General features: G+C 64.2%; 18 protein-coding genes, 1 tRNA gene and 1 pseudogene. 11 read left to right on the forward strand and 9 right to left on the reverse strand.

What is annotated here, in order from left to right; translation table 11 throughout:
* The first annotated feature begins 30 nt into the window (after positions 1-30).
* Positions 31-966 carry a cysteine synthase A gene (gene cysK, locus KG104_RS11775; protein WP_104053876.1) on the forward strand — a complete coding sequence of 312 codons (936 nt, stop codon included), beginning with the start codon at positions 31-33 and terminating at the stop codon, positions 964-966.
* 42 nt (positions 967-1,008) lie between these two features.
* Positions 1,009-1,593, forward strand: coding sequence for a serine O-acetyltransferase EpsC (gene epsC, locus KG104_RS11780; protein ID WP_104053875.1), 585 nt, complete (start codon positions 1,009-1,011; stop codon positions 1,591-1,593).
* 93 nt (positions 1,594-1,686) lie between these two features.
* Here the strand turns inward: epsC and gndA are convergent, their stop codons facing one another.
* From gndA to KG104_RS11810, 6 genes are all read right to left on the reverse strand, one after another.
* The gene (gene gndA, locus KG104_RS11785; RefSeq protein WP_104053874.1) at positions 1,687-3,123 is read right to left on the reverse strand and encodes an NADP-dependent phosphogluconate dehydrogenase; all 1,437 of its coding nucleotides are present in this window, start codon (positions 3,121-3,123) and stop codon (positions 1,687-1,689) included.
* Positions 3,124-3,200: 77 nt separating this feature from the next.
* Positions 3,201-4,148: a serine hydrolase gene (locus KG104_RS11790; protein WP_181032302.1), complete on the reverse strand. Its 948-nt coding sequence runs from the start codon at positions 4,146-4,148 to the stop codon at positions 3,201-3,203.
* A 255-nt stretch (positions 4,149-4,403) separates the two neighbouring features.
* Positions 4,404-4,476: transfer RNA gene (locus KG104_RS11795), tRNA-Val, on the reverse strand.
* Positions 4,477-4,591: 115 nt separating this feature from the next.
* A complete protein-coding gene (locus tag KG104_RS11800) occupies positions 4,592-5,563 on the reverse strand; it encodes an NAD-dependent protein deacetylase (protein ID WP_207347108.1) in 972 nt (323 codons plus the stop codon).
* On the reverse strand, positions 5,560-6,042 hold the full coding sequence (locus KG104_RS11805; protein WP_237686901.1) for a peroxiredoxin: 483 nt from the start codon (positions 6,040-6,042) through the stop codon (positions 5,560-5,562). Before KG104_RS11805 ends, KG104_RS11800 begins: the two co-directional genes overlap by 4 nt.
* A 5-nt stretch (positions 6,043-6,047) precedes the next feature.
* Positions 6,048-6,467, reverse strand: a complete 420-nt coding sequence (locus tag KG104_RS11810) for a DUF3052 domain-containing protein (RefSeq protein ID WP_104053870.1) — start codon at positions 6,465-6,467, stop codon at positions 6,048-6,050.
* Positions 6,468-6,827: 360 nt separating this feature from the next.
* Here KG104_RS11810 and aceE point away from each other — a divergent pair, with 360 nt between their 5' ends.
* Entirely contained in the window at positions 6,828-9,566 is a 2,739-nt protein-coding gene (aceE, locus tag KG104_RS11815; RefSeq protein WP_207347109.1) for a pyruvate dehydrogenase (acetyl-transferring), homodimeric type, read from the forward strand.
* 152 nt (positions 9,567-9,718) lie between these two features.
* On the opposite strand, the gene KG104_RS11820 is transcribed toward aceE, so the two are convergent.
* The 3 genes and pseudogenes from KG104_RS11820 to KG104_RS11830 all read right to left on the reverse strand — a co-directional run bounded on the left by KG104_RS11820 (position 9,719) and on the right by KG104_RS11830 (position 12,331).
* The gene (locus KG104_RS11820) at positions 9,719-10,633 is read right to left on the reverse strand and encodes an HNH endonuclease (protein ID WP_237688588.1); all 915 of its coding nucleotides are present in this window, start codon (positions 10,631-10,633) and stop codon (positions 9,719-9,721) included.
* A 98-nt stretch (positions 10,634-10,731) separates the two neighbouring features.
* Positions 10,732-11,448 (reverse strand): annotated as a pseudogene (locus KG104_RS18320) (DUF222 domain-containing protein); the annotation flags it as partial.
* A 187-nt stretch (positions 11,449-11,635) separates the two neighbouring features.
* Positions 11,636-12,331: a FadR/GntR family transcriptional regulator gene (locus KG104_RS11830; RefSeq protein WP_207347111.1), complete on the reverse strand. Its 696-nt coding sequence runs from the start codon at positions 12,329-12,331 to the stop codon at positions 11,636-11,638.
* Between the two features lie 174 nt (positions 12,332-12,505).
* On the opposite strand from KG104_RS11830, the gene KG104_RS11835 reads away from it, so the two are divergent.
* The 8 genes from KG104_RS11835 (at position 12,506) to fabF (ending at position 21,744) form a co-directional block, all read left to right on the forward strand.
* On the forward strand, positions 12,506-13,867 hold the full coding sequence (locus tag KG104_RS11835; RefSeq protein WP_104053866.1) for an SLC13 family permease: 1,362 nt from the start codon (positions 12,506-12,508) through the stop codon (positions 13,865-13,867).
* A 46-nt stretch (positions 13,868-13,913) separates the two neighbouring features.
* Entirely contained in the window at positions 13,914-15,131 is a 1,218-nt protein-coding gene (locus KG104_RS11840; protein ID WP_207347112.1) for a CaiB/BaiF CoA transferase family protein, read from the forward strand.
* Complete coding sequence (locus tag KG104_RS11845) at positions 15,128-16,639, forward strand: carboxyl transferase domain-containing protein (protein WP_207347113.1); 1,512 nt, start codon at positions 15,128-15,130, stop codon at positions 16,637-16,639. The genes KG104_RS11840 and KG104_RS11845 overlap by 4 nt, the downstream gene beginning before the upstream one ends.
* A gap of 79 nt (positions 16,640-16,718) precedes the next feature.
* A complete protein-coding gene (locus KG104_RS11850) occupies positions 16,719-17,951 on the forward strand; it encodes a PucR family transcriptional regulator (RefSeq protein ID WP_104053863.1) in 1,233 nt (410 codons plus the stop codon).
* 108 nt (positions 17,952-18,059) lie between these two features.
* Positions 18,060-19,028: an ACP S-malonyltransferase gene (locus tag KG104_RS11855; protein ID WP_207347114.1), complete on the forward strand. Its 969-nt coding sequence runs from the start codon at positions 18,060-18,062 to the stop codon at positions 19,026-19,028.
* Positions 19,025-20,089 (forward strand): beta-ketoacyl-ACP synthase III, encoded by a 1,065-nt coding sequence (locus tag KG104_RS11860; protein WP_207347115.1) that lies wholly within the window; start codon positions 19,025-19,027, stop codon positions 20,087-20,089. The genes KG104_RS11855 and KG104_RS11860 overlap by 4 nt, the downstream gene beginning before the upstream one ends.
* Positions 20,090-20,173: 84 nt before the next feature.
* The gene (locus KG104_RS11865) at positions 20,174-20,419 is read left to right on the forward strand and encodes an acyl carrier protein (RefSeq protein WP_104053860.1); all 246 of its coding nucleotides are present in this window, start codon (positions 20,174-20,176) and stop codon (positions 20,417-20,419) included.
* Between the two features lie 89 nt (positions 20,420-20,508).
* Complete coding sequence (gene fabF / locus KG104_RS11870; protein ID WP_104053859.1) at positions 20,509-21,744, forward strand: beta-ketoacyl-ACP synthase II; 1,236 nt, start codon at positions 20,509-20,511, stop codon at positions 21,742-21,744.
* Positions 21,745-21,768 lie beyond the last annotated feature (24 nt).

The following is a 21,768-nucleotide window of genomic DNA, read 5'->3' on the forward strand; positions in this document are numbered from 1 at the left end:
ACTTTCATTCCAACGGATAGAGGACAAACCATGGCACGGATTTACGACGACGTCACCCAGCTGGTAGGCGGTACCCCGCTGGTCCGGCTCAACCGCCTGACCGAGGGCCTTGACGCCGAGGTGGCGGTCAAGCTCGAGTTCTACAACCCGGCCAACAGCGTGAAGGACCGGATTGGTGTGGCCATTGTGGACGCCGCCGAGAAGGCCGGCGCCCTCAAGCCCGGCGGAACGATCGTCGAAGGCACTTCCGGCAACACCGGCATCGCCCTGGCCATGGTGGGCGCCGCCCGCGGCTACAAGGTCATCCTGACCATGCCCGAGACCATGTCCACCGAGCGTCGCGTCATGCTTCGTGCGTACGGTGCCGAGATTGTCCTGACGCCCGGCTCCGAGGGAATGCGCGGCGCCGTGGATAAGGCCAAGGAGATCGTGGCCACCACCGAGAACGCCATCTGGGCCCAGCAGTTTGCCAACGCCGCCAACCCCGAAGTCCACCGCCAGACAACGGCCGAGGAGATCTGGGAAGACACCGACGGCAAGGTTGACATCTTCGTGGCCGGTGTCGGCACCGGCGGTACCATCACCGGCGTCGGGCAGGTCCTGAAGAAGCGCAAGCCCGGTGTCCAGATTGTCGCCGTCGAGCCGAAGGACTCGGCCATCCTCAACGGCGGCTCCCCCGGACCGCACAAGATCCAGGGCCTGGGCGCCAACTTTGTCCCCGAAGTGCTGGATACCGACATCTACGACGAAGTCATTGACGCTTCCGTTGAAGACTCGGTTGCCACAGCGCGTGCTTTGGGTGCCAAGGAAGGTATTCTCGGCGGAATCTCGTCCGGTGCAATCGTCTGGGCGGCCCTTGAGCTGGCCAAGCGGCCGGAAAACGCCGGTAAGCTGATTGTCGCCGTCGTCTGCGACTTCGGTGAGCGCTACATCTCCACGGTGCTCTACGACGATATCCGGGGCTGATCTCCGCTCCGCCTACAGTTCCGCACGATCAGAAAGTCACCTGTGAGCTTCCTAGCACGCCTGCGTGAAGACCTCGACGCCGCTGCGTCCCATGACCCGGCCGCGCGCGGTTCCATGGAGAACCTCGTGGTCTACTCCGGGCTGCACGCCATCTGGATGCACCGGCTGACCCATCGGATGTGGGCGCGGCCCGGACTGCGCTTCCCTGCCCGGGTGCTCTCGCAGCTGACCCGCTTCGCCACCGGGATCGAAATCCATCCCGGGGCAACGATTGGGCGCAGGTTCTTCATTGACCACGGCATGGGCGTGGTCATTGGCGAGACTGCGGAGATCGGTGACGACGTCATGCTTTACCACGGGGTCACCTTGGGCGGGCGGTCCCTGGCCCGGATCAAGCGCCACCCCACCATCTGCGACGGCGTCACGGTGGGGGCTGGCGCCAAAATCCTGGGTCCGGTGACCATTGGCAAGAACAGCGCCGTGGGCGCCAATGCCGTGGTGGTTAAGGATGCGCCGGCCGATTCCATTATCACCGGCATTCCGGCCCGATGGCGGCACCGTCAGGTCAAGGAAACGCAGGCAGCTGTGGATCCGGCCGAATATATCGATCCGGCGATTTATATCTGAGACAAGTCGTAACTGCGGCAAACTCGCAGACAATAGACAAAGGCCGCCGGCACCCATTGGGTGCCGGCGGCCTTTTGCGTACTCAGCGGTTGGCTAGTGGGTGTCCACTGCTTCCACCTCGGAGTGGTCCCCGCTCCACATTGTGTGGAATGTACCCTCGGAATCGACCCGGTTGTAGGTATGCGCCCCGAAGAGGTCACGCAGGCCCTGGGTGAGTGCGGCAGGCAGGCGCTTGCGGCGCAGTCCATCGTAGTAGGCCAGGGAAGAGCTGAAGACGGGCACGGGAATGCCCAGCTGGACGGCAACGGACACTACGCGGCGCCAAGCCGGCAGAGCCGCGGCAATGGACTCCGCGAAGGCCGGAGCCAGCAGCAGGTTGGCCGGAGCATTGTCTCCCTCATAGGCCTTCATGATGTCATCAAGCAGTTCCGCCCGGATGATGCAGCCGGCGCGCCACAGCGAGGCGATCTGGTCCAGCTTCAGGTCCCAGCCGTATTCCTTGGCGGCGCTGTTGAGCATGTCGATGCCCTGGGCGTAGCTGACGAGCTTGGAGGCGTAGAGCGCCTGGCGGACGTCATCAACGAAGGTTTCGGGCAGCTCGACGGTCGCTTCGCCGCCGGCAAGGATCTCCTGTGCTTCTGCGCGCTGGCCCCGCTGGGAGGACAGGGCCCGGGCGAAAACGGACTCGGCAATAGCGGAAACAGGCGAGCCCAGGTCCAGACCGGACACCACCGTCCAGCGTCCGGTGCCCTTCTGTCCGGCGGAATCCACGACGACGTCGACAAACGGCTTGCCGGTCTTTGCATCCGTGTGGGCCAGGACTTCGGCCGTGATTTCAATCAGGAAGGAACTGAGCTGTCCGGTGTTCCATTCCGTGAAGATTTCGGCCTGTTCAGCCGGTTCAATACCCCCGGCAGAGCGCAGCAGGTCGTAGGCCTCACCGATGACCTGCATGTCTGCGTACTCGATGCCGTTGTGCACCATCTTTACGAAGTGACCCGCGCCGTCGGTGCCGATCCAGCTGCAGCAGGGCTCGCCGTCGTACTTCGCCGCGATTTTCTCGAGCATGGGGCCCAGGGAGTCGTAGGACTCGCGCGAACCGCCGGGCATGATGGACGGGCCGAGCAGCGCGCCCTCTTCACCGCCGGAGACGCCGACACCCACAAAGTGAAGATCCTTCTCCGCCAGGGCGGCCTCGCGGCGCCGGGTGTCCTCGTAGTGTGAGTTGCCCGCGTCAATCACAATGTCGCCGGCTTCCAGCAGCGGCACCAGCTGGTCGATCACGGAGTCCACCGGAGCACCGGCCTTCACCATGATCAGGACGCGGCGGGGCTTCTCCAGGGAATCGACGAGTTCCTGAAGGGACTCGGTTCGGATGAAGTCGCCTTCATCGCCGTGGGCAGACAGCAGGGCGTCCGTTTTCTCGATCGACCGGTTGTGCAGGGCTACGGTGTAGCCGTTCCGGGCGAGGTTCCGCGCCAGGTTTGCACCCATGACGGCCAGGCCGGTGACACCAATTTGTGCGCTCAAGTTTTCTCCACGATTCTTCGGGTGCCCAGCAAGGGGGCACGGCGATTGGCGCTCGCCCGCCGTCTTTATCTCCCAGCCTATGCTTCCGAGCCGTCCGCCCGCCACATGGGACTCTCCGTGTCGGCGGAGTCGGGCGTTCCCGTGGTTTCGAAGGAGTTGATGATGCGGGCCACGCGCTCCACCACGGACACTCCGTCTTCCATCGTGCTGGTTCCGGAGGTGAGGACCACCACTGCGTATTCTGCACCGCCGGCACGGACAAAACCCATGCTGCCGACGTTCCAAGACAAGGCGTCGTCCTGCAGCCAGCCATTCTTCAGGGCAATTTCGGCGCCAAGGTCTGAGGCTCCGGCGCTGATTCCCCAGCTTTGGCCTGATTCCACATTTTCCATGAGCTCCACGGCGAACTCCTGCAGGCCGGGGTCGATCCAGTCCACTCCCTCAAGAAGCGCGCGTGCAATCTTGAGCTGGTCCTCGACTCCGGTCTCATTGGCACCCCATACCTCGGAGGCGTTAGTTTCCGTGACACCGAGCATGCCGTAGGTCCGGGCCAGTTCCGGCGCTCCCCCAACGGCTTCGTACAGCGCCGTGGTGGCATCATTGTCGCTGTACTCGATCATCATCACGGCCTGGTATTCCTCTTCCAGCGTCAGGTCCCGTTCCTCCTGCGTCGCTTCGCGCAGCAGGGTCAGCAGGATCGGCACCTTGACGAGGCTTGCTTCCAGATAGCTGCCGCCGGGGTTGTAGTGCCAAGCGCGGCCGGAAGTGGCTTCATAAACAGCTGCGGAGAACTCCGTGCCTGATGAGTTGCCCTCCGGGTCCGTGTAGGCGTTGACCTCATCCGCCCAGGCATCAAGCGCGTCGGTAAGCAGGTCTGCTTCATCCACCGGAAGCGGGGCGGAGGACGATTCCTGCGCAGCACCTGTTGCGGCACTTTCCGTGGTCACCATGCCGCAGCCGGCAGCGGTGAGCGGGAGCAGCAGCGCCGCAACGGTCGCCACCGTACGCCGGAACGTCATACGCATGCGGGTACCTCCTCTTCCTGGGTGCACACTTTGTCCGTCCATCCCAGAAATAGCAACGGAGACTGTTCAAAAGCTGAGAGTCTGTGCGCAGGGACCGTGCGTGCCGCCCAGCCTGGAGCGCCGCCGCCGGGCGGGCCTGGCGCGATACCAGGCGGAACAATGGCCCCGCTCGGATGTTGGCGGCTTCGAACGCCGTTCACGCAAAGCAAAACCCGCCGTCCTTCCGGACGGCGGGTTCATAGTTTGCTTCTTCTGTGGGTCCTACCGGGATCGAACCGATGACATCCACGGTGTAAACGTGGCGCTCTACCAGCTGAGCTAAAGACCCTTTGTGACCGTTATGCCTCTCAGGTTTTCCTGATCAGCGCCGCATCACGAGGAATTACTCTACCGGACGTTTGCGGATAATGCCTAATCAGCTCATTACGCCTGGTGATTCGCCGTCACGGACCCTGATTTGGGCCGCCCGCGTCCCGGGACAAATCCGGCAGTTCAGCTGCAAGATATTCAAGTGCCGTCGACACGCCCGCGTCTATCTTTAGGTCCGCCAAGTCATCCCCGCGGGTGGGGCCGCGGTTGATGATAACCACCGGTTTTCCCGTCTTATGCGCGTGTTTGACGAACCGCAGGCCGCTCATCACGGTCAGGGACGATCCGGCAACCAGGAGGGCATCGGCAGCATTGAGCATGGCAAAGGCTGCGGCTACGCGGTCCCGGGGCACGTTTTCACCAAAATAGACGAAATCCGGTTTCAGCATTCCGCCGCAAACGGGACAGTCAGCCACGACAAAGTCTTCGGTGTCCGCGACGTCCGCATCGGCGTCGGGGGCAATGTCACCGTCCAGCCTGGTGCGCTCGAGAAAACCCGGGTTCAGTTCTTCCAGCAGCCGGGAGATGGTCTGACGGGAGTATCTGGTTCCGCATTCCAGGCACATGACGCGGTCATAGCGCCCGTGCAGGTCCACGGCCAACGCACTGCCCGCGTCCGTGTGGAGCCGGTCCACGTTTTGGGTGATCAGTCCGGTGGTGAGTCCCCTGCGTTCCAAACGGGCGACGGCGGCGTGGCCGGCATTGGGCGCCGCCTGGCGCAGATGGTGCCACCCCACATGGTTTCGTGCCCAGTAACGGCGGCGCAGGTCCGGGTCCCCGACGAATTCCTGATAGGTCATCGGGTTGCGCGGCGGCGCCTCCGGCCCCCGGTAGTCGGGGATGCCGGAATCGGTGCTCATTCCCGCCCCGGTGAGGATGGCCAGCCGGCGACCGGCCAGCAACTCAACGGCACGGCGAAGCTGACGCTCTTCATCCGCGGTGGGCGGCGGAGCGGACGGTGCGGGGTCGGAGCGGACAAAACCGGTAAGTCCCAGCCCCGGCCTTGAGCCGCCGGAACGGCCGCTGCCGGCAGGTGTGTTGGTCACGGAGAAGTCAGCTCCCGAACTGCATCGCGGTACGCCTGCAGCGGGCGGGGTGTTCCGGCGCCGGAGCGCACTACGCTTCGCACCAGGCCCTGTTCATCGATGAGAAAGGAGGCCCGCAGCGGACGGCCGAGGTCGGCGTCGAACGCCTCGTAGGCGCTGGCCACGCGGCCGTGGGGCCAAAAATCCGCCAGCAGGTCAAAGGAATAACCGCGGGCCTGAGAATAGGCACGCAGGGCATATTTCGAGTCGCAGGAGACCGCCAGCATGCGGACCCCGTCGCGGCCGAATTCCTCCCGGACCGTCTCAAGCTCATCAAGTTCCCCGGAACACACGCCTGAAAACGCGAAGGGGAAGAAAACAACAAGGACCGGCTGACCTTGAAGCGCAGACAAACGGACAGGCTCCCCAAACTGGTTGGGGAGCTCAAAGTCCGGAGCCGGATACCGCCCGTCAGCTGCCGGTGACGGTGTCAGCTCCAAGGCGGCTACTTCTTGCGTCGGGCAACCAGGCGGGTGGCAGCCCAGTCATCGCTTACTGCCGGCGATGTGGTGACGTGCAGGCCGGCCGTTGGTGCCGCCTCTTCGATGTCTGCGGGAGGAACGTACCCGTCCCGACCGGACTTAGGCGTCAGCACCCAGACCACTCCGCCGTCGTCGAGCGTTGTAATGGAGTCCACCAGCGCATCCACGAGGTCTCCGTCGTCGGCACGCCACCAGAGGATAACTCCGTCTACGACTTCATGGTCCTCTTCGGTGAGGAGCTCACTCCCGACCAAGTCCTCGAGTCCGTCGCGGAGGTCGAAATCGACGTCCTCGTCGTAGCCGAATTCCTGAATCAGGTCTTGGTCTTTGAAACCCAATCTTCCCGCCACGCTGTTTTCCGTGACGGCTTCGGCCTCGCTCACTTCACTCCTCCTGGTTGACTGCATAAATACAAGGGAATCACATATTTGGACGAGATGCGGTGTCTTGGACACAAGCCAACACCTTTTGGGCAGAACCTTCAAGGTTCCGTGGCATGCACCGGAGGGTTATCACATGTACCCGCAGGTGGGACAGCGGGACCGCGTGCACGGGCGTTGGTTGACCCGCCCGCCGCCGGAAGCGAACAGGCTACGCAAGACGCGCTCTCCGGGACTAGAGTGGACGGAAGAGGCTCCGGAGGCAACCAGCATCCGCATAGCCGCCGTGATCGTCCGGATTGAAACCGGATCCCCACAGTCGTAATTGGTGCAGACACAATCTGCACCCGAGAGAGGTTTGCCGTGGCCGCAGAAGACACAACGGACATCCTGAGCGGGTTAACCAACCAGCTTCCGGACCGTGACCCCGAGGAAACCGCGGAATGGATTGAATCGCTTGACGAACTAATCCGTTCGCAGGGCACCGAACGCGCCCAGTACATCATGCGTTCACTGCTCCAGCGCGCTGGTTCCCAGAGCGTAGGCGTGCCGATGGTAACCACCACCGACTACGTCAACACCATTCCCGTCGACCAGGAACCAGAGTTCCCGGGCGACGAGGAAATCGAACGCCGCTACCGTGCCTGGCTTCGCTGGAATGCCGCCATTATGGTGCACCGTGCCCAGCGCCCGGGCATCGGCGTCGGCGGACATATTTCCACCTACGCCGGAGCGGCCACCCTTTACGAAGTGGGTATGAACCACTTCTTCCGGGGCAAGGACCATCCGGGCGGTGGAGACCAGATTTATTTCCAGGGTCACGCCTCCCCCGGCATGTACGCCCGCGCGTTCCTTGAAGGCCGGCTGTCCGAAGAAGACATGGACGGTTTTCGCCAGGAGAAGTCCCGTGAGGGACACGCCCTGTCCTCATATCCGCACCCGCGCTCCATGCCTGATTTCTGGGAATTCCCCACCGTGTCCATGGGTATCGGTCCGATGAACGCCATTTACCAGGCGCAGTCCAACCGCTACCTGCAGAACCGCGGCCTCAAGGACACCTCTGACCAGCACGTCTGGGCCTTCCTTGGCGACGGCGAAATGGACGAGCCGGAATCGCGCGGACTGCTGCAGCTTGCCGCCAATGACAAGCTGGACAACCTGACGTTCGTGGTCAACTGCAACCTGCAGCGCCTGGACGGTCCGGTCCGCGGCAACGGCAAGATCATGCAGGAACTTGAGGCCTTCTTCCGCGGCGCCGGCTGGAACGTCATCAAGGTTGTCTGGGGCCGCGAGTGGGACTCGCTGCTCGAGAAGGACAAAGACGGCACGCTGGTGGACATCATGAACTCCACCCCCGACGGCGACTACCAGACATACAAGGCTGAGAACGGCGGGTTTGTCCGCGACCACTTCTTCGGCAAGAGCCCGGCAACCAAGGAACTGGTTGCCAATCTCACCGACGAGGAAATCTGGCAGCTTAAGCGCGGCGGCCACGATTACCGCAAGGTCTACGCCGCCTACAAGGCAGCCATGGAATTCAAGGGCAAGCCGACGGTCATCCTGGCCCACACGGTCAAGGGCTACGGCCTGGGCACGCACTTCGAGGGCCGCAATGCGACCCACCAGATGAAGAAGCTGACCCTGGATGACCTGAAGGCCTTCCGGGATCACCTTCGCATCCCGATCAGCGACGAGCAGCTCGAAGCCGATCCCTACCAGCCGCCGTACTACAACCCGGGACCTGACGCTCCGGAGATCAAGTACATGCTGGAACGCCGGCGCGAGCTGGGCGGCAATGTTCCCGAGCGTCGGGTTAAGCACGAGCCGCTGCACCTGCCGGACGAGAAGGCCTACGAAGTGGCCAACCGCGGCTCCGGCAAGCAGCTGGCCGCCACCACCATGGCGTTCGTGCGGCTGCTCAAGGACCTGATGCGGGATAAGGAGTTCGGCAAGCGGATTGTGCCGATCATTCCGGATGAGGCCCGTACCTTCGGCATGGACTCGTTCTTCCCCACCGCAAAGATCTACAACCCCAAGGGTCAGAATTACCTTTCTGTAGACCGGGATCTCGTCCTGGCCTACAAGGAGTCCCCGCAGGGCCAGATCGTGCATGTGGGCATCAACGAGGCCGGTTCCATTGCTGCGTTCACCGCCGCCGGAACGTCCTACGCCACTCACGGCGAACCGCTAATTCCGGTGTACGTGTTCTACTCGATGTTTGGGTTCCAGCGCACGGGCGACTACATCTGGGCGGCCACCGACCAGATGGCCCGCGGTTTCATGATTTCCGCGACTGCCGGCCGCACCACCCTGACCGGTGAAGGCCTGCAGCATGCTGACGGACACTCTCCGATCCTGGCCTCCACCAACCCCGCGGTGAAGACCTACGACCCGGCATATGGGTACGAGATTGGGCACATTGTCCGCCACGGCCTCGAGCAGATGTACGGCCCGGATTCTGAGGATCCGAACGTCGTCTACAACCTCATGGTCTACAACGAGCCGATCCAGCAGCCCAAGGCTCCGGAGGACCTGGACGTGGAAGGCATCGTCAAGGGCATTTACCTTCTTGCTCCGGCAAAGGTTGACGGTCCCCGCGCTCAGCTGCTCGCATCCGGCGTTGCCGTACCGTGGGCTCTTGAAGCTCAGAAGATCCTCGCTGAGGATTGGGGCGTATCTGCCGATGTTTGGTCCGTGACCTCATGGAATGAACTGCGCCGCGACGGCTTGGCCGCCGAGGAAGAAGCATTCCTGAATCCCGACGCCGAACCCCGCGTGCCGTTCGTGACCCAGCAGCTCGCTGGCGCTACCGGTCCGATTGTTGCTTCCACGGATTACATGAAGGCTGTCCCGGATCAGATCCGCCAGTTTGTGCCCAACGAGTTTGCAACCCTTGGCGCTGATGATTTCGGCTTTGCCGACACCCGCGCTGCGGCACGGCGGTACTTCAAGATCGATTCGCACTCCATGGTCGTTCGGACCCTGGAAATGCTCGCCCGCCGCGGCGAGGTGGACGCCAGTGCGCCCGCTGAAGCCATCAAGAAGTACGACCTGCTCAATGTGAACGCTGGAACCTCCGGCAACGCCGGCGGCGACGCCTAGCACTGATGTTGTCCTGAACTGATGTTGTCCTGATCAGGTGTCCTCCTGACCTGGGGCAGGAAAAGAACCGTCGCAACCGCGGCGGTTCTTTTCTTTTGCCTGTAAACCACAGGCCATCAACGGGTGGATCCGACTGGTTGGGTGCGTCGCTTTTAGAAGGGTGGCGGATCGTCGCCGTAGTCGACTGGAGTCTCGCCTTCAGGGGTCCAGCCCGAAATTCGGGTTGCAGCAGGTTTCGTGGCTTCCACCCTTGGTCCCGCACTTAGTCCTGTGCTGGGTCGCGTGCTCAGTCCTGTGGCCAGGGTGAGGTGCGGATCGGTCCGGTAGGTCCGGCCTCCCGGTGACGTCCACTCAATAATTCCCGGGCTGCGTTGGTGGGCTTTCCAGAAGCCCCGGTACTTGAACATGTGATGTCTTCTGCAGAGATGCTCCAGGTTGTCGTGATCGGTGGTCCCGCCGTGGGACCACGGTTTGGTGTGATCAATTTCCGAGATCATGGCGTTGGTCCGGCACCCCGGGAACCGGCAGGTTCCGTCCCTGGCCCGCAGCCAGCGCTGCAGCCCGGCAGGAACTTTCCGCCGCCGCCCGACCCGCAGAATCTCTTCAGTGTCCGAGTTTCGTTCCACCGGAGTCCAGTGCGCCGCCTGCCGGGCCAAACGACGGGCAGCTTCGGGGCTGATCGGCCCGTATCCGTGCAGTTCGGCAGGCTGTTCGTCAGCACCGAACAGGGTCTCGGCGGTGATCAGGACCAGGATCTCGGTGCGGGCCCGGGCACGTGCCCGGGCCTGGTTATCCTTGGTGTCGCGGCCGCTGTCCCTATCCCTGTCCCTGCGGTCCCGGTCGCCGTTGCCCGGGCCGTTGCCGTTGCGGTTGCGGTTGCCGTTGTGGCCGGCTTGGATGTTCCGCCGGCCATTGTCGCCAGAGTCCGGGTTGCTGCTGTCCCTGTCACCGGGGTCCACCTCGCTGGCAGGCCCACTTCGTTCGAGGTCATAACTGTCCGTTGCATCCCTGGCGTCAGGATCACCGTCGAGCAGGTCGGCCAGAATGTCCGCCCGCAACTGGTCCACTCCCCGCGGATCCCCGCTCCCTGCTCACCCCACGCCACCGTGGTCAGCTGCGTATAAACCAGCTGCGCCCGCGCTGCCGGCAATAACGCCGACAGCCACGACATCCCGTCCTCCTCCGGCACCAAACACACCCGCCGCCGTTCAAAAGCACTCTTATGCCGGACCGGAACGGTTTCCGGATACCGATTCTCCCGCAGCCTTCTGGCCTTCACCCGGAACTGGGACGACGTCTGCCCCGCACCCGCGGCCTCCAGCAACACCGTTTCGAAGCCGGCCAGTTCGGGTTCTGGGACGTTTTGGGATTGGTCCAGCACCGTCTGCACATGCCCGTAACCCAGGTCCCCGTCCTCCAGCCGGGCCAGCGTTGCGGTGTGGGTGGTGCACAACCGTCCCGCCTCACTCATCAGCATCTTCGCGGTGTTCGTCGGCAGGTGCAGGATGGCTGCGGCTTCCTCCGCGGCCAGGCTAAAGGTCAGGGCCGGATCCTCCCGGCCAACATCTTCGAGCAGGTCGTCACGGAAGAGGATTTCCATCCGGTGCAGCACTTTGGCCTGCTGGGCCTGCGCCCACCGCACCAACGCATCCAACCGGGACAACACCACACTGGTTTCGTCCTGGGTCAGGGACTCCGCACCCTGCAGGACCAACGAACCGGTAAGCCCGTCCCGGTAGGCCGGGTCCATGTGAGCGGTTTCGGGATACCTCGGGGCACTGTCCGGCTCAGCGTTGTAAATCGACAGGCTCGGGCCGGCAGCCTGCCCGGCACCGAATGCTTCACCAGTGCCGCCGCGTCGAAAAGATCCGTTCTGATCCATGACTTCAGGCTGTCACCTGCCACCGACATTTCCGTCCCGAAAACAGCCCCAAAAACGCCCAAAACAGAGACTTTCGAGAACCCGAGATACCCGTCTTTTCCAGAAGACTACCTACGCCAGGTGTCTGTTTACCTGCTCAGGTTCTGCGCACCGCAGATCACCGTCGAGTTCGGATAACGGGACGTCCTCAGATCCCGGTCTTGGACACCAGATCGATGTGTGCCTGCATGGCACGCGCCGCCGCCGCGGGATCAGACGTTTGGATGGCGTCAGCAATGGCTCGGTGAGACTGCAAGGACTGCTCCGGGCGTCCCGGCTGCCCGAGGGATGCCAGCCGGGTCTCCCGGACCAACTCCGAAATGAACGTCATCATGGACGCCAGGATGGAGGAATGGGCAGCAGCGGCCACGGCTTGGTGAAACTGCTCGTCTCCGGCAGTTCCCCGGCTGCCGTCGGCAATCTCCGCAGCCATTGATTCCAGCGCCAGGTCGATGGCCGCCAGGTCCTCAGTTGTGCGGCGCTCCGCCGCAAGTTCGGCCAGCTTTACTTCCAAGGTGCTGCGGGCTTCGACGATTTCCGGCATCCGGTCGCGGTGCTCGCGCAGTTCGCGCAGCACCGACGCAACACTCGGCCGATACATCAGCACCGCCCCGGTTCCGTGCTGCACGTCAATCACCCCCAGGACTTCAAGAGCGACCAGCGACTGTGCCAGCGTGGCCCGGGAAACCCCCATGCGCTCCGCCAGATCCCGCTCCGCCGGCAGCAAGTCCCCCGGCCCCAGGCCGGCTGACGCAATATAACCCAGAAGCTGTTCCACCAGCCGCTCATACAAACGGGGCTTGGAAACACGAACAAATCCGTTGCCATCACCGCTGCCTGACATGGCGTCCTCTTTCTACGTCCACCGGGCATCCCCACGGCTGAGACGAACTATAGCGGGGATTGACAAAGAGACCCAGTGTCTAAGAGGCTAGTCCAGTGGTGTGGCCTGCATCACTTTTCAGGTTGGGCCGGCAGCCCGGGGGCAGTGCCGGCTCCTTCGACCAAGGGAACATAGATGTCCGCTCCACTCCTTTCCATCCTGATACTGGTGGCCATGTTCCTTTTGGCAACAGTGCTGCCGCTGAACATGGGGGCGCTTGCCTTCGTTGGCGCCTTCCTTCTGGGCTTTGTCTTCCTCGATATGAGCACCGACGAGATTCTCGCTAATTTTCCCGGCGCGCTCTTCCTGACCATCGTCGGCGTGACATACCTCTTCGCGATAGCTCAAAACAACGGAACCATTGACCTGCTGGTCCGGGGCGCTGTGAAGCTTGTCGGGAACCGGGTGGCGCTCATTCCCTGGATCATGTTTGCCATCACCGCCATCATCACCGCCGTCGGCGCACTCTCTCCCGCCGCCGTCGCCATCGTGGCCCCGATTGCCCTGGGTTTTGCGGCCAAACACAAGATCAATCCGCTGATGATGGGCATGATGGTGATCCACGGCGCGCAGGCAGGCGGATTCTCGCCGATTGCCGTCTACGGAGTCACGGTCAACGGCATCATCGGTGAAACCGATCTGGAATCCAGCCCCCTGGCCGTATTCCTGGCCAGCCTGCTCTTCAATACCTTCATTGCCCTGATTCTGTTCTTTGTTCTGGGCGGCAGCAAACTTCGCAGCGGCAAGGTGGGCGGCTTCGTGGAGGAAGTTGCCCAGGCACGGATGAACCTCAGCACCGCAGGCCGCGCCGACGTCGCCTTCAAGGGATTCGGCTCCGACATCTATGGTCCGCGCGACCCTGCCGGAGACGGTCTTACCGCCACAAAATCCCGCACCGAACTGTTTCCGCAGATTGTGACGATCGCCGGTTTGGTCGCCCTTGCCGTCATCGCCCTCGGATTCAAGGTTGATGTTGGCTTTGTCTCCATCACCATCGCCGTGATCCTGGCGTTGGTTTCCCCGCAGGCGCAAAAGGGCGCCATCAACAAGATCAGCTGGACCACGGTCCTGCTGATCTGCGGCATGCTCACCTTTGTCGGTGTGCTCCAGGAAGCAGGCACCGTTGAGTACGTGTCCGACGGCGTCGTCGGACTTGGTATGCCCCTGCTGGCTGCGCTGCTCATCTGCTACATCGGCGCCGTTGTCTCTGCCTTCGCTTCCTCCACCGCCATCCTCGCGGCCCTGATTCCGCTGGCCGTTCCCTTCCTCGCTTCCGGAGAGATCGGCGCCGTTGGACTCATCTGTGCACTGGCCGTTTCATCCACGATCGTTGACGTCTCACCGTTCTCCACAAACGGTGCGCTGGTCCTCGCGAATGCTCCCGAGGGCATGGACAAGGACCGTTTCTACAAGCAGATCCTCAGCTACAGCGGAATCGTTGTTGTCGTTGGACCGCTGGTGGCCTGGCTGATCATGGTGGTTCCAGGCTGGCTCTAAGCCCTGACCGCCCGGCTCCACATCCCCGCTACAGAAAGAGACTTCCATGAGCTCCACATCCACTTCCCGCGGCCCGCTGGACGGCTACCTCGTTGTTGACCTGAGCCGCGCCTTAGCCGGTCCCCACGCCGGCATGATGCTTGCGGACCTCGGCGCCCGCGTGATCAAGGTCGAGACCCCCGGCACGGGTGATGACACCCGCAGCTGGGGACCGCCGTTCGTTGGCCCGGAAGACGATTTGCAGGCCACATACTTCCTCTCCTGCAACCGCAACAAAGAGTCAATCAGTCTGGACCTCAAGTCCGACGACGGCGTGGCCGTGTTGCGGGATCTGGTCCGGCGGGCCGACGTTCTAGTGGAGAATTTCCGGCCCGGAGTGCTGGACCGGCTCGGCTTCTCCCCGGCGCAGCTGCATGAGCTCAATCCCCGGCTGGTGATCCTGTCCATCAGCGGTTTTGGACACGACGGCCCCGAGGCCACCCGCAGCGGTTACGACCAGATCGTTCAGGGAGAAGCCGGCCTCATGTCCCTGACAGGTTCAGGCCCGTCGGACCCTCAGCGTGTGGGGGTGCCGATCGCTGATCTGCTGTCCGGGATGTACGGGGCCTTCGGGCTGCTGGCTGCGCTGCTGGAACGCGAGCGCACCGGCAAGGGACAGGTGGTCCGTACATCGCTGCTTGCCGCCGTCGTCGGCGTTCATGCTTTTCAGGGCACCCGGCACACCGTTGCCGGCGAAGTCCCGGCTGCTCAGGGGAACCACCATCCCTCTATTGCGCCCTACGGCCTGTTCTCTTGCCGCGGCGGCAAGGTCCAGATCAGTGTTGGCAGCGAGAAGCTGTGGGAAACGTTCGCGGCCACGTTCGGCATCGACACCTCCCGCCCCGAATTTGCCGGCAATGCGCAGCGGGTGCGCAACCGCCCTGCGGTCATTGAGGCCGTCGAAGAAGCGTTTGCGGAATTTGATGCCGAACCGCTGCTGGAGAAGCTGCGGGCCGCAGGCATTCCGGCCGGCAAGGTGCGGACGCTGGACGAAGTCTACGAATGGGAACAGGTGCATTCGCAGGGCCTCGTGGTCGACGTCGAACATCCCGTCCTGGGCAAGGTTGCCCTGCCGGGCCCGCCGCTGCGTTTCTTCGACGCTGAGGAAGGCACCGAAACCACCAACCGCAGCCACGCCGCACCGCCCCTGCTGGACCAGCACGGAAGCGAGATCCGGAACTGGCTGGCCGGCAGCTCCGAACAGGCCGGAGGCGCGGGCGCATGAGTGTCCAAACACGGCCCCGGCGTCTTAATGCCCGCGGCCTGCTGGATCTCGTGGTTGATCCCGGAACGTACGTCTCCTGGGACGCCCCGGTGACCTACACCGAGCACAGCAAGGCCTATGAGACAGACCTCGCCGCTGCGAGGGAGAAAACGGGGGAAGACGAGTCCGTGCTGACCGGAGAGGGGCTCGTGCACGGACGGCGGGTGGCTTTGGTTGTTTGTGAATTTGGTTTCCTCGGCGGATCCATTGGCGTTGCCGCGGCAGATCGCCTGACCGACGCCGTGGAACGCGCCACCCGGGAAGGACTGCCGCTGCTGGCTGGTCCGGCGTCCGGCGGTACCCGGATGCAAGAGGGCACTCTGGCTTTCCTCTCCATGGTGAAAATCACTGCAGCTGTCCGCCGGCACAAGGAAGCGGGCCTGCCCTACCTTGTGTACCTGCGTCATCCCACCACCGGCGGCGTCATGGCGTCCTGGGGTTCGCTGGGGCACATCACCGTAGCCGAGCCGGGTGCACTGCTGGGATTCCTCGGCCCGCGGGTTTACGAATCCCTGTATGGAGAGCCGTTTCCGGAAGGGGTTCAGACGGCGGAAAACCTGCAGGCCCGAGGCCTGGTGGATGCGGTGCTTCCGCCCGAGGAACTCGCACCCACCATCCACCGTGCCCTGTCCATGCTGCTCCCGGGACCCGTTGACCCCCTGCCGGAGCCGGCATCCCTGAGCGCGTCCCCCGCAGAGGTGCCGGCCTGGGAATCCATCACCATCTCCCGCAACCGGCAGCGGCCCGGAGTGCGCCAGCTGCTGCATTTTGCAGCCGCCGACGTCCTGCCGCTGAACGGAACCGGCCAGGGTGAAAAGGATCCGGGGCTGCTGCTGGCTCTGGCCCGTTTTGGCGAAACTTCCTGTGTGGTGCTGGGCCAGGACCGCCAGCGCGGTTCCAAGCAGCCGGCGCTGGGGCCGGCGTCCCTGCGGGAGGCGCGCCGGGGCATGCGTCTGGCCGAGGAGCTGAACCTTCCCCTGTTGACGGTTATCGACACCGGCGGGGCCGCCCTTTCCAAGGAAGCCGAGGAGGGCGGGCTCGCCGGGGAAATCGCCCGCTGCCTGAATGACCTGGTCGGGTTGAACTGTCCCACCGTGTCTGTGCTGCTTGGACAGGGCGCCGGAGGCGGAGCGTTGGCGCTGCTGCCCGCAGACCGTACGGTGGCCGCGCAGCACGCGTGGCTGTCATCTCTCCCGCCGGAGGGGGCGAGCGCCATTGTCTACCGTGATACTGAACACGGGGCACAAATGGCACAGGAACAGGGCGTGACGGTCTCCGCCCTGGCGGCTCACGGCATCGTGGACCACATCGTTCCGGAGGAGCCTGACGCCGCCGCAGAAGCACCGGCTTTCTGCCGGAGGATGGGCCAGGCCGTGGAATACGAGCTTGCATCCCTGCGGACGGTGCCGTCCGCGGCACGGCTCGAGCAGCGCACAGCCCGGTTCCGCAGGCTCGGATCGGCAGGGTGATGCAGGGCCGACACATACCCCGAGTTGTAGCCTTCGCACAAAATGGTGCTTGTTCGGTGAACCCCGTAAGCTCAGCTTTATGCCAGTGACTCGCAGCACAGCCGCGCCTCGACACGGGAGGCGTGCCGAACCGGCGGATCCCTCCACCGTCGAACGCCTCAAAGCCAACATTGGAAAACTATCCACTGCCACGCTGAAGCAGCTGGACGTCTCCCTGCCCTGGTACCGGGGACTGCGCCCGGATGAACGTTCGGCGCTGGGCATGGTGGCGCAGAAGGGCATCGCCTCCTTCGTGAACTGGTACGAGCGTCCGGCCTCCCCGGCCTGGGTCCTCAGCGATGTCTTCGGCACGGCACCCACCGAACTCACCCGTTCCATCAGCCTGCAAAAAGCCCTGCAGCTGATCCGGGTAGTGGTTCAGGTGGTGGAAGACCGGGTGCCCGAGCTGGCCGACGACGACGTCCAGGGGCCGCTGCGTGAAGCCGTCCTGCGCTATTCCCGGGAAGTGGCCTTTGCCGCAGCAGACGTGTACGCACGCGCTGCGGAGACCCGCGGCGCCTGGGACACACGGCTCGAGGCACTCGTGGTGGATGCCATCCTGCGCGGTGAAAGCTCCGATGCGCTGCGTTCCCGCATCGCCGCCGTGGGCTGGACCTCCACCGCACGGATCACCGTGATGGTGGGCAGTTCGCCGTCGGACACCAATGCCTCCTTCGTCAACGAGCTGCGGCGGGCCACTGCACGTCTCAGCGAAGACGCCCTTGTGGGAATCCAAGGCGAACGGCTCATCCTGGTGCTGGGCGGCATGGATGAGAGCGCCGGCTCCTACGGCCGGCTCGCGGAACTCTTCGGTCCCGGACCGGTGGTTTACGGGCCTCCCGCGGATTCACTGGTCGACGCCGGACCGTCGGCTCAGGCTGCCTTCGCCGGGCTCACCGCGGCCCGTGCCTGGCCAGCGGCACCGCGCCCGGTGGCGGCTGACGATCTCTGGCCGGAACGGGTCATGTCCGGCGATGACAGCGCCCGCAAGGCCCTGGTCCGGAGCATTTACCGGCCGCTGCTCAGCGCCTCCAACGGGCTGGCCGAGACGCTCTCCGCCTACCTGTCACTGGGGCATTCCCTGGAGGCAACGGCACGTGAACTCTTCGTCCATGCCAACACGGTCAGGTACCGGCTGCGGCGGGTCTGTGATGTCACCGGCTGGGACCCGATGCTGCCGCGCGAAGCTTTTGTGCTGCAGACAGCCCTGGTGGTGGGCCGCCTCGCGCCGCCGGGCAAAGCCGTTCCCGAGCGTTCCGCCAGCCGCTCCTGAGTCGGTTGCATGCGCTCAACCACCTTGTAGACTTCCTACAACGCCGCACCGGGAGCTTGGTCTACGCAAACACCCGGGATCTGACCGTCTCTTTGGAAAGCTTGATACGTGCTCGCAATTGTCTGCCCCGGCCAGGGGTCCCAAACGCCAGGTTTCCTTTCTCCGTGGCTTGAACTGCCCGGAGTTCGGGAACACCTCGAATCCCTCAGCGCCATCGCCGGTCTGGATCTGATCGCTCACGGCACCGTCTCTGATGAGGAAACCATCAAGGACACCGCAGTAGCCCAGCCCCTGATCGTTGCCGCCGGACTGATGGCAGCGCGGCTCCTCGTGGAACCGAAGGCACTCACCGCTTCCACCGTCGTCGCGGGGCACTCCGTCGGTGAGATTACGGCTTCGGCCCTCGCCGGCGCACTGACCGAACCCGACGCCCTGATTTTCGTCCGCGAACGCGCCAATGCCATGGCCCGCGCCGCCGCGGAAACCCCCACCGGCATGAGTGCAGTGCTTGGCGGAGACCCCGAGGAAGTTGCCGCTGCACTTGCCGCGGCCGGCCTCACCGCGGCCAATGCCAACGGCGGCGGACAAACCGTGGCAGCGGGAACCCTGGAACAGCTGGCCGCTTTTGCCGCAGCACCCCCGGCCAAGGCCCGCGTCATCCCGCTGAAGGTTGCCGGCGCCTTCCACACCGCCCACATGGCCCCGGCGGTCAGCGTGCTGGAGAACCTCCGCCCGCAGCTGCGCCCGGCCGCTCCCCTGCCCACACTGCTCTCCAACTACGACGGCGCCGCCGTGGTGTCCGGCGAAGCCAACCTGGACAGCCTCATCAGCCAGGTCTCCCGTCCGGTCCGCTGGGACCTGTGCATGGAGTCCATGGCAGCCATGGGTGTCACCGGCATGCTGGAACTGCCGCCGGCAGGAACCCTTACAGGACTGGCACGCCGCGGGCTCAAGGGCCTGCCCACCCTGGCCCTGAAATCCCCCGAAGATCTCGACGCCGCCCGGGAGTTCATTACTGAACATTCAGGCACGGCCGCCGCAGTAGCAGCAACCACCACCGGAGAAGGTAACGCGTGAGCACGCCCACCCTGAAGCAGTCCCCCGTCCACCAGTTCAGCCGGATTCACGGCATTGGTGCGTTCCGCCCCGACGTCATCGTGAGCAACGAGGACGTCTGCCAGTGGATCGACTCCTCCGATGAGTGGATCCGCCAGCGCACGGGCATCATCACCCGGCACCGTGCCGACAAGGGCACCTCCGTGGTGGACATGGCGGAAGCTGCCGGCCGCGACGCCCTGCAGAGCGCAGGAATCGACGGTTCGCAGCTTGGCGCAGTCATCGTCTCCACCGTGACCCACCCGTACGCCACTCCGTCAGCCGCAGCCGAGATCGCGCATCTGCTCGGCGCCGCCCCCGCTCCGGCCTACGACGTATCGGCCGCCTGCGCGGGTTACTGCTACGGCGTGGCCCAGGCTGACGCACTGGTGCGCTCCGGTGCAGCAGAATACGTGCTGGTCATCGGCGTGGAGAAGCTCTCCGACTTCATCGACAACACCGAGCGCACTATCTCCTTCCTGCTCGGTGACGGCGCAGGCGCCGTCGTCGTCGGTCCGGCAGATTCTGCGGGCATCGGCCCGTCCGTCTGGGGATCCGACGGCAGCAAGTCCACCACCATCGGCATGACGCATTCCATGCTGGACATCCGCGAACTGTCCCTCGCCGCCGAAGCGGCCGGCGACACCGTTGATGCGGCCGACGTCGCCGAGCGCGACACCAAGCTGTGGCCCACTCTGCGCCAGGACGGCCAGAGCGTGTTCCGCTGGGCTGTCTGGGAAATGGCGAAGGTAGCCCAGCGCGCCCTCGACGCCGCAGGAGTAACCGCCGAGGATCTCGGGGCCTTTGTCCCGCACCAGGCCAACATGCGCATCATCGACGAAATGGCCAAGCAGTTGAAGCTTCCCGAGTCCGTGATCATTGCCCGCGACATCGCCGACGCCGGCAACACGTCCGCGGCCTCGATTCCGCTGGCGACGCACCGGCTGCTGCAGGAAAACCCTGAGCTCAGCGGCAAGCTCTCCCTCCAGATCGGCTTCGGAGCAGGCCTGGTCTTCGGCGCACAGGTTATCGTTCTTCCGTAACCCGTCCGCCCCCATTCACCACACCGCTCCGCGGTTGGACCACCCCGCCGGTTCCTGCCGGCATCACGAGAAAAAGGAGCCAACATGGCTAGCAACGAAGAAATCCTGGCCGGCCTCGCCGAGATCGTCAACGAGGAAACCGGTCTGGCCCCCGAGTCCGTCGAACTGGACAAGTCCTTCACCGATGATCTGGACATCGACTCCATCTCGATGATGACGATCGTCGTCAACGCCGAAGAGAAGTTCGGCGTGCGCATCCCGGACGAAGAGGTCAAGAACCTGAAGACCGTCGGCGACGCCGTGGACTTCATTTCCAAAGCCCAGGCGTAATCCGCCGGCGGCCGCTGCCTATCCCGGCGGCGGCCGCCGCGTCAGCGCATGCATTTGAAGCTACACCAACGTTTTCGAGAGAGTGAATCATGGCCCGCAAAGTAGTCATCACCGGCCTGGGCGCCACTACGCCCATCGGCGGAGATGTTCCCACCATGTGGAAGAACGCCCTCAAAGGTGTCCCCGGCGCCCGTACCCTCGAGGACGATTGGGTAGCCCAGTACAGCCTTCCCGTAACCTTCGCCGCGCGTGTTTCCACCCCGGCCACTGACATCCTCTCCCGCGTTGAAGCCAAGCGCATGGACCCGTCCACCCAGTTTGCCGTGGTGTCTGCCCGGGAAGCATGGGCCGACTCCGGGATCGAGGACGTAGACCATGACCGCCTCGCGGTCTCCTTTGCCACGGGCATCGGCGGCGTGTGGACCCTGCTCGATGCCTGGGACACCCTCCGCGAAAAGGGCCCCCGCCGGGTCCTCCCCATGACCGTTCCCATGCTGATGCCCAACGGCCCCGCCGCCGCCGTCAGCTTAGACCTGGGTGCCCGCGCCGGCGCCCATACCCCGGTGTCTGCCTGCGCCTCCGGCACTGAAGCCCTGCACCAGGGACTGGAACTGATCCGCTCAGGCAAGGCCGACGTCGTTGTCTGCGGCGGTGCCGAAGCTGCCATCCACCCCATGCCGATGGCGGCGTTCGCCTCGATGCAGGCCCTTTCCAAGCGCAATGATGATCCGGAACGCGCATCCCGCCCGTATGACAAGGACCGCGACGGTTTTGTCATGGGCGAGGGCGCCGGCGCGCTGGTACTGGAAGCCGAGGAACACGCCCTGGCCCGCGGCGCCCGGATCTATGCCGAGCTTGCCGGCACGGCCGTCACCGCCGACGCTTACCACATCACCGCTCCCGACCCCGAGGGCCTGGGCGCCACCCGCGCCCTGAAAGCGGCTCTCTACGACGCGCGGGCACAGGCCGAGGACGTAGTCCATGTCAACGCGCACGCCACCTCCACACCGGTGGGTGACAAGCCTGAGTACACGGCGCTGAAGGCCGCACTGGGGTCCCACGTGGACAACGTTGCGGTGTCCGCAACCAAGTCACAGACAGGCCACCTGCTGGGCGCGTCCGGCGCCGTGGAAGCGGTCATGACCGCGATGGCCGTTTATGACCGCCAGGCACCGGCCACCATCAACCTTGATAACCAGGATCCGGAGATCCCGCTCGACGTCGTCACGTCGGCCCGGACCCTGCCCGGCGGCGACATTGTGGTCCTGAGCAATTCGTTTGGTTTCGGCGGGCATAACGCCGTTATCGCCCTGCGCAGCTACTGAGGCTACCTGCTGGCAGCTCATTAC

The sequence above is a fragment of the Arthrobacter sunyaminii genome (genome assembly GCF_018866305.1).
In the GTDB taxonomy this organism is placed as follows: Bacteria; Actinomycetota; Actinomycetes; order Actinomycetales; family Micrococcaceae; genus Arthrobacter_B; species Arthrobacter_B sunyaminii.

Bases quoted from the DNA above. Each gene is read 5' to 3' on its own strand.
- KG104_RS11845 (WP_207347113.1), top strand. From the start codon at position 15,128: ATGAGTGTCCAAACACGGCCCCGGCGTCTTAATGCCCGCGGCCTGCTG.
- fabF (WP_104053859.1), top strand. From the start codon at position 20,509: ATGGCCCGCAAAGTAGTCATCACCGGCCTGGGCGCCACTACGCCCATC.
- KG104_RS11865 (WP_104053860.1), top strand. From the start codon at position 20,174: ATGGCTAGCAACGAAGAAATCCTGGCCGGCCTCGCCGAGATCGTCAAC.
- KG104_RS11840 (WP_207347112.1), top strand. From the start codon at position 13,914: ATGAGCTCCACATCCACTTCCCGCGGCCCGCTGGACGGCTACCTCGTT.
- KG104_RS11830 (WP_207347111.1), bottom strand. From the start codon at position 12,331: ATGTCAGGCAGCGGTGATGGCAACGGATTTGTTCGTGTTTCCAAGCCC.
- cysK (WP_104053876.1), top strand. From the start codon at position 31: ATGGCACGGATTTACGACGACGTCACCCAGCTGGTAGGCGGTACCCCG.
- KG104_RS11790 (WP_181032302.1), bottom strand. From the start codon at position 4,148: ATGCGTATGACGTTCCGGCGTACGGTGGCGACCGTTGCGGCGCTGCTG.
- KG104_RS11850 (WP_104053863.1), top strand. From the start codon at position 16,719: ATGCCAGTGACTCGCAGCACAGCCGCGCCTCGACACGGGAGGCGTGCC.
- KG104_RS11835 (WP_104053866.1), top strand. From the start codon at position 12,506: ATGTCCGCTCCACTCCTTTCCATCCTGATACTGGTGGCCATGTTCCTT.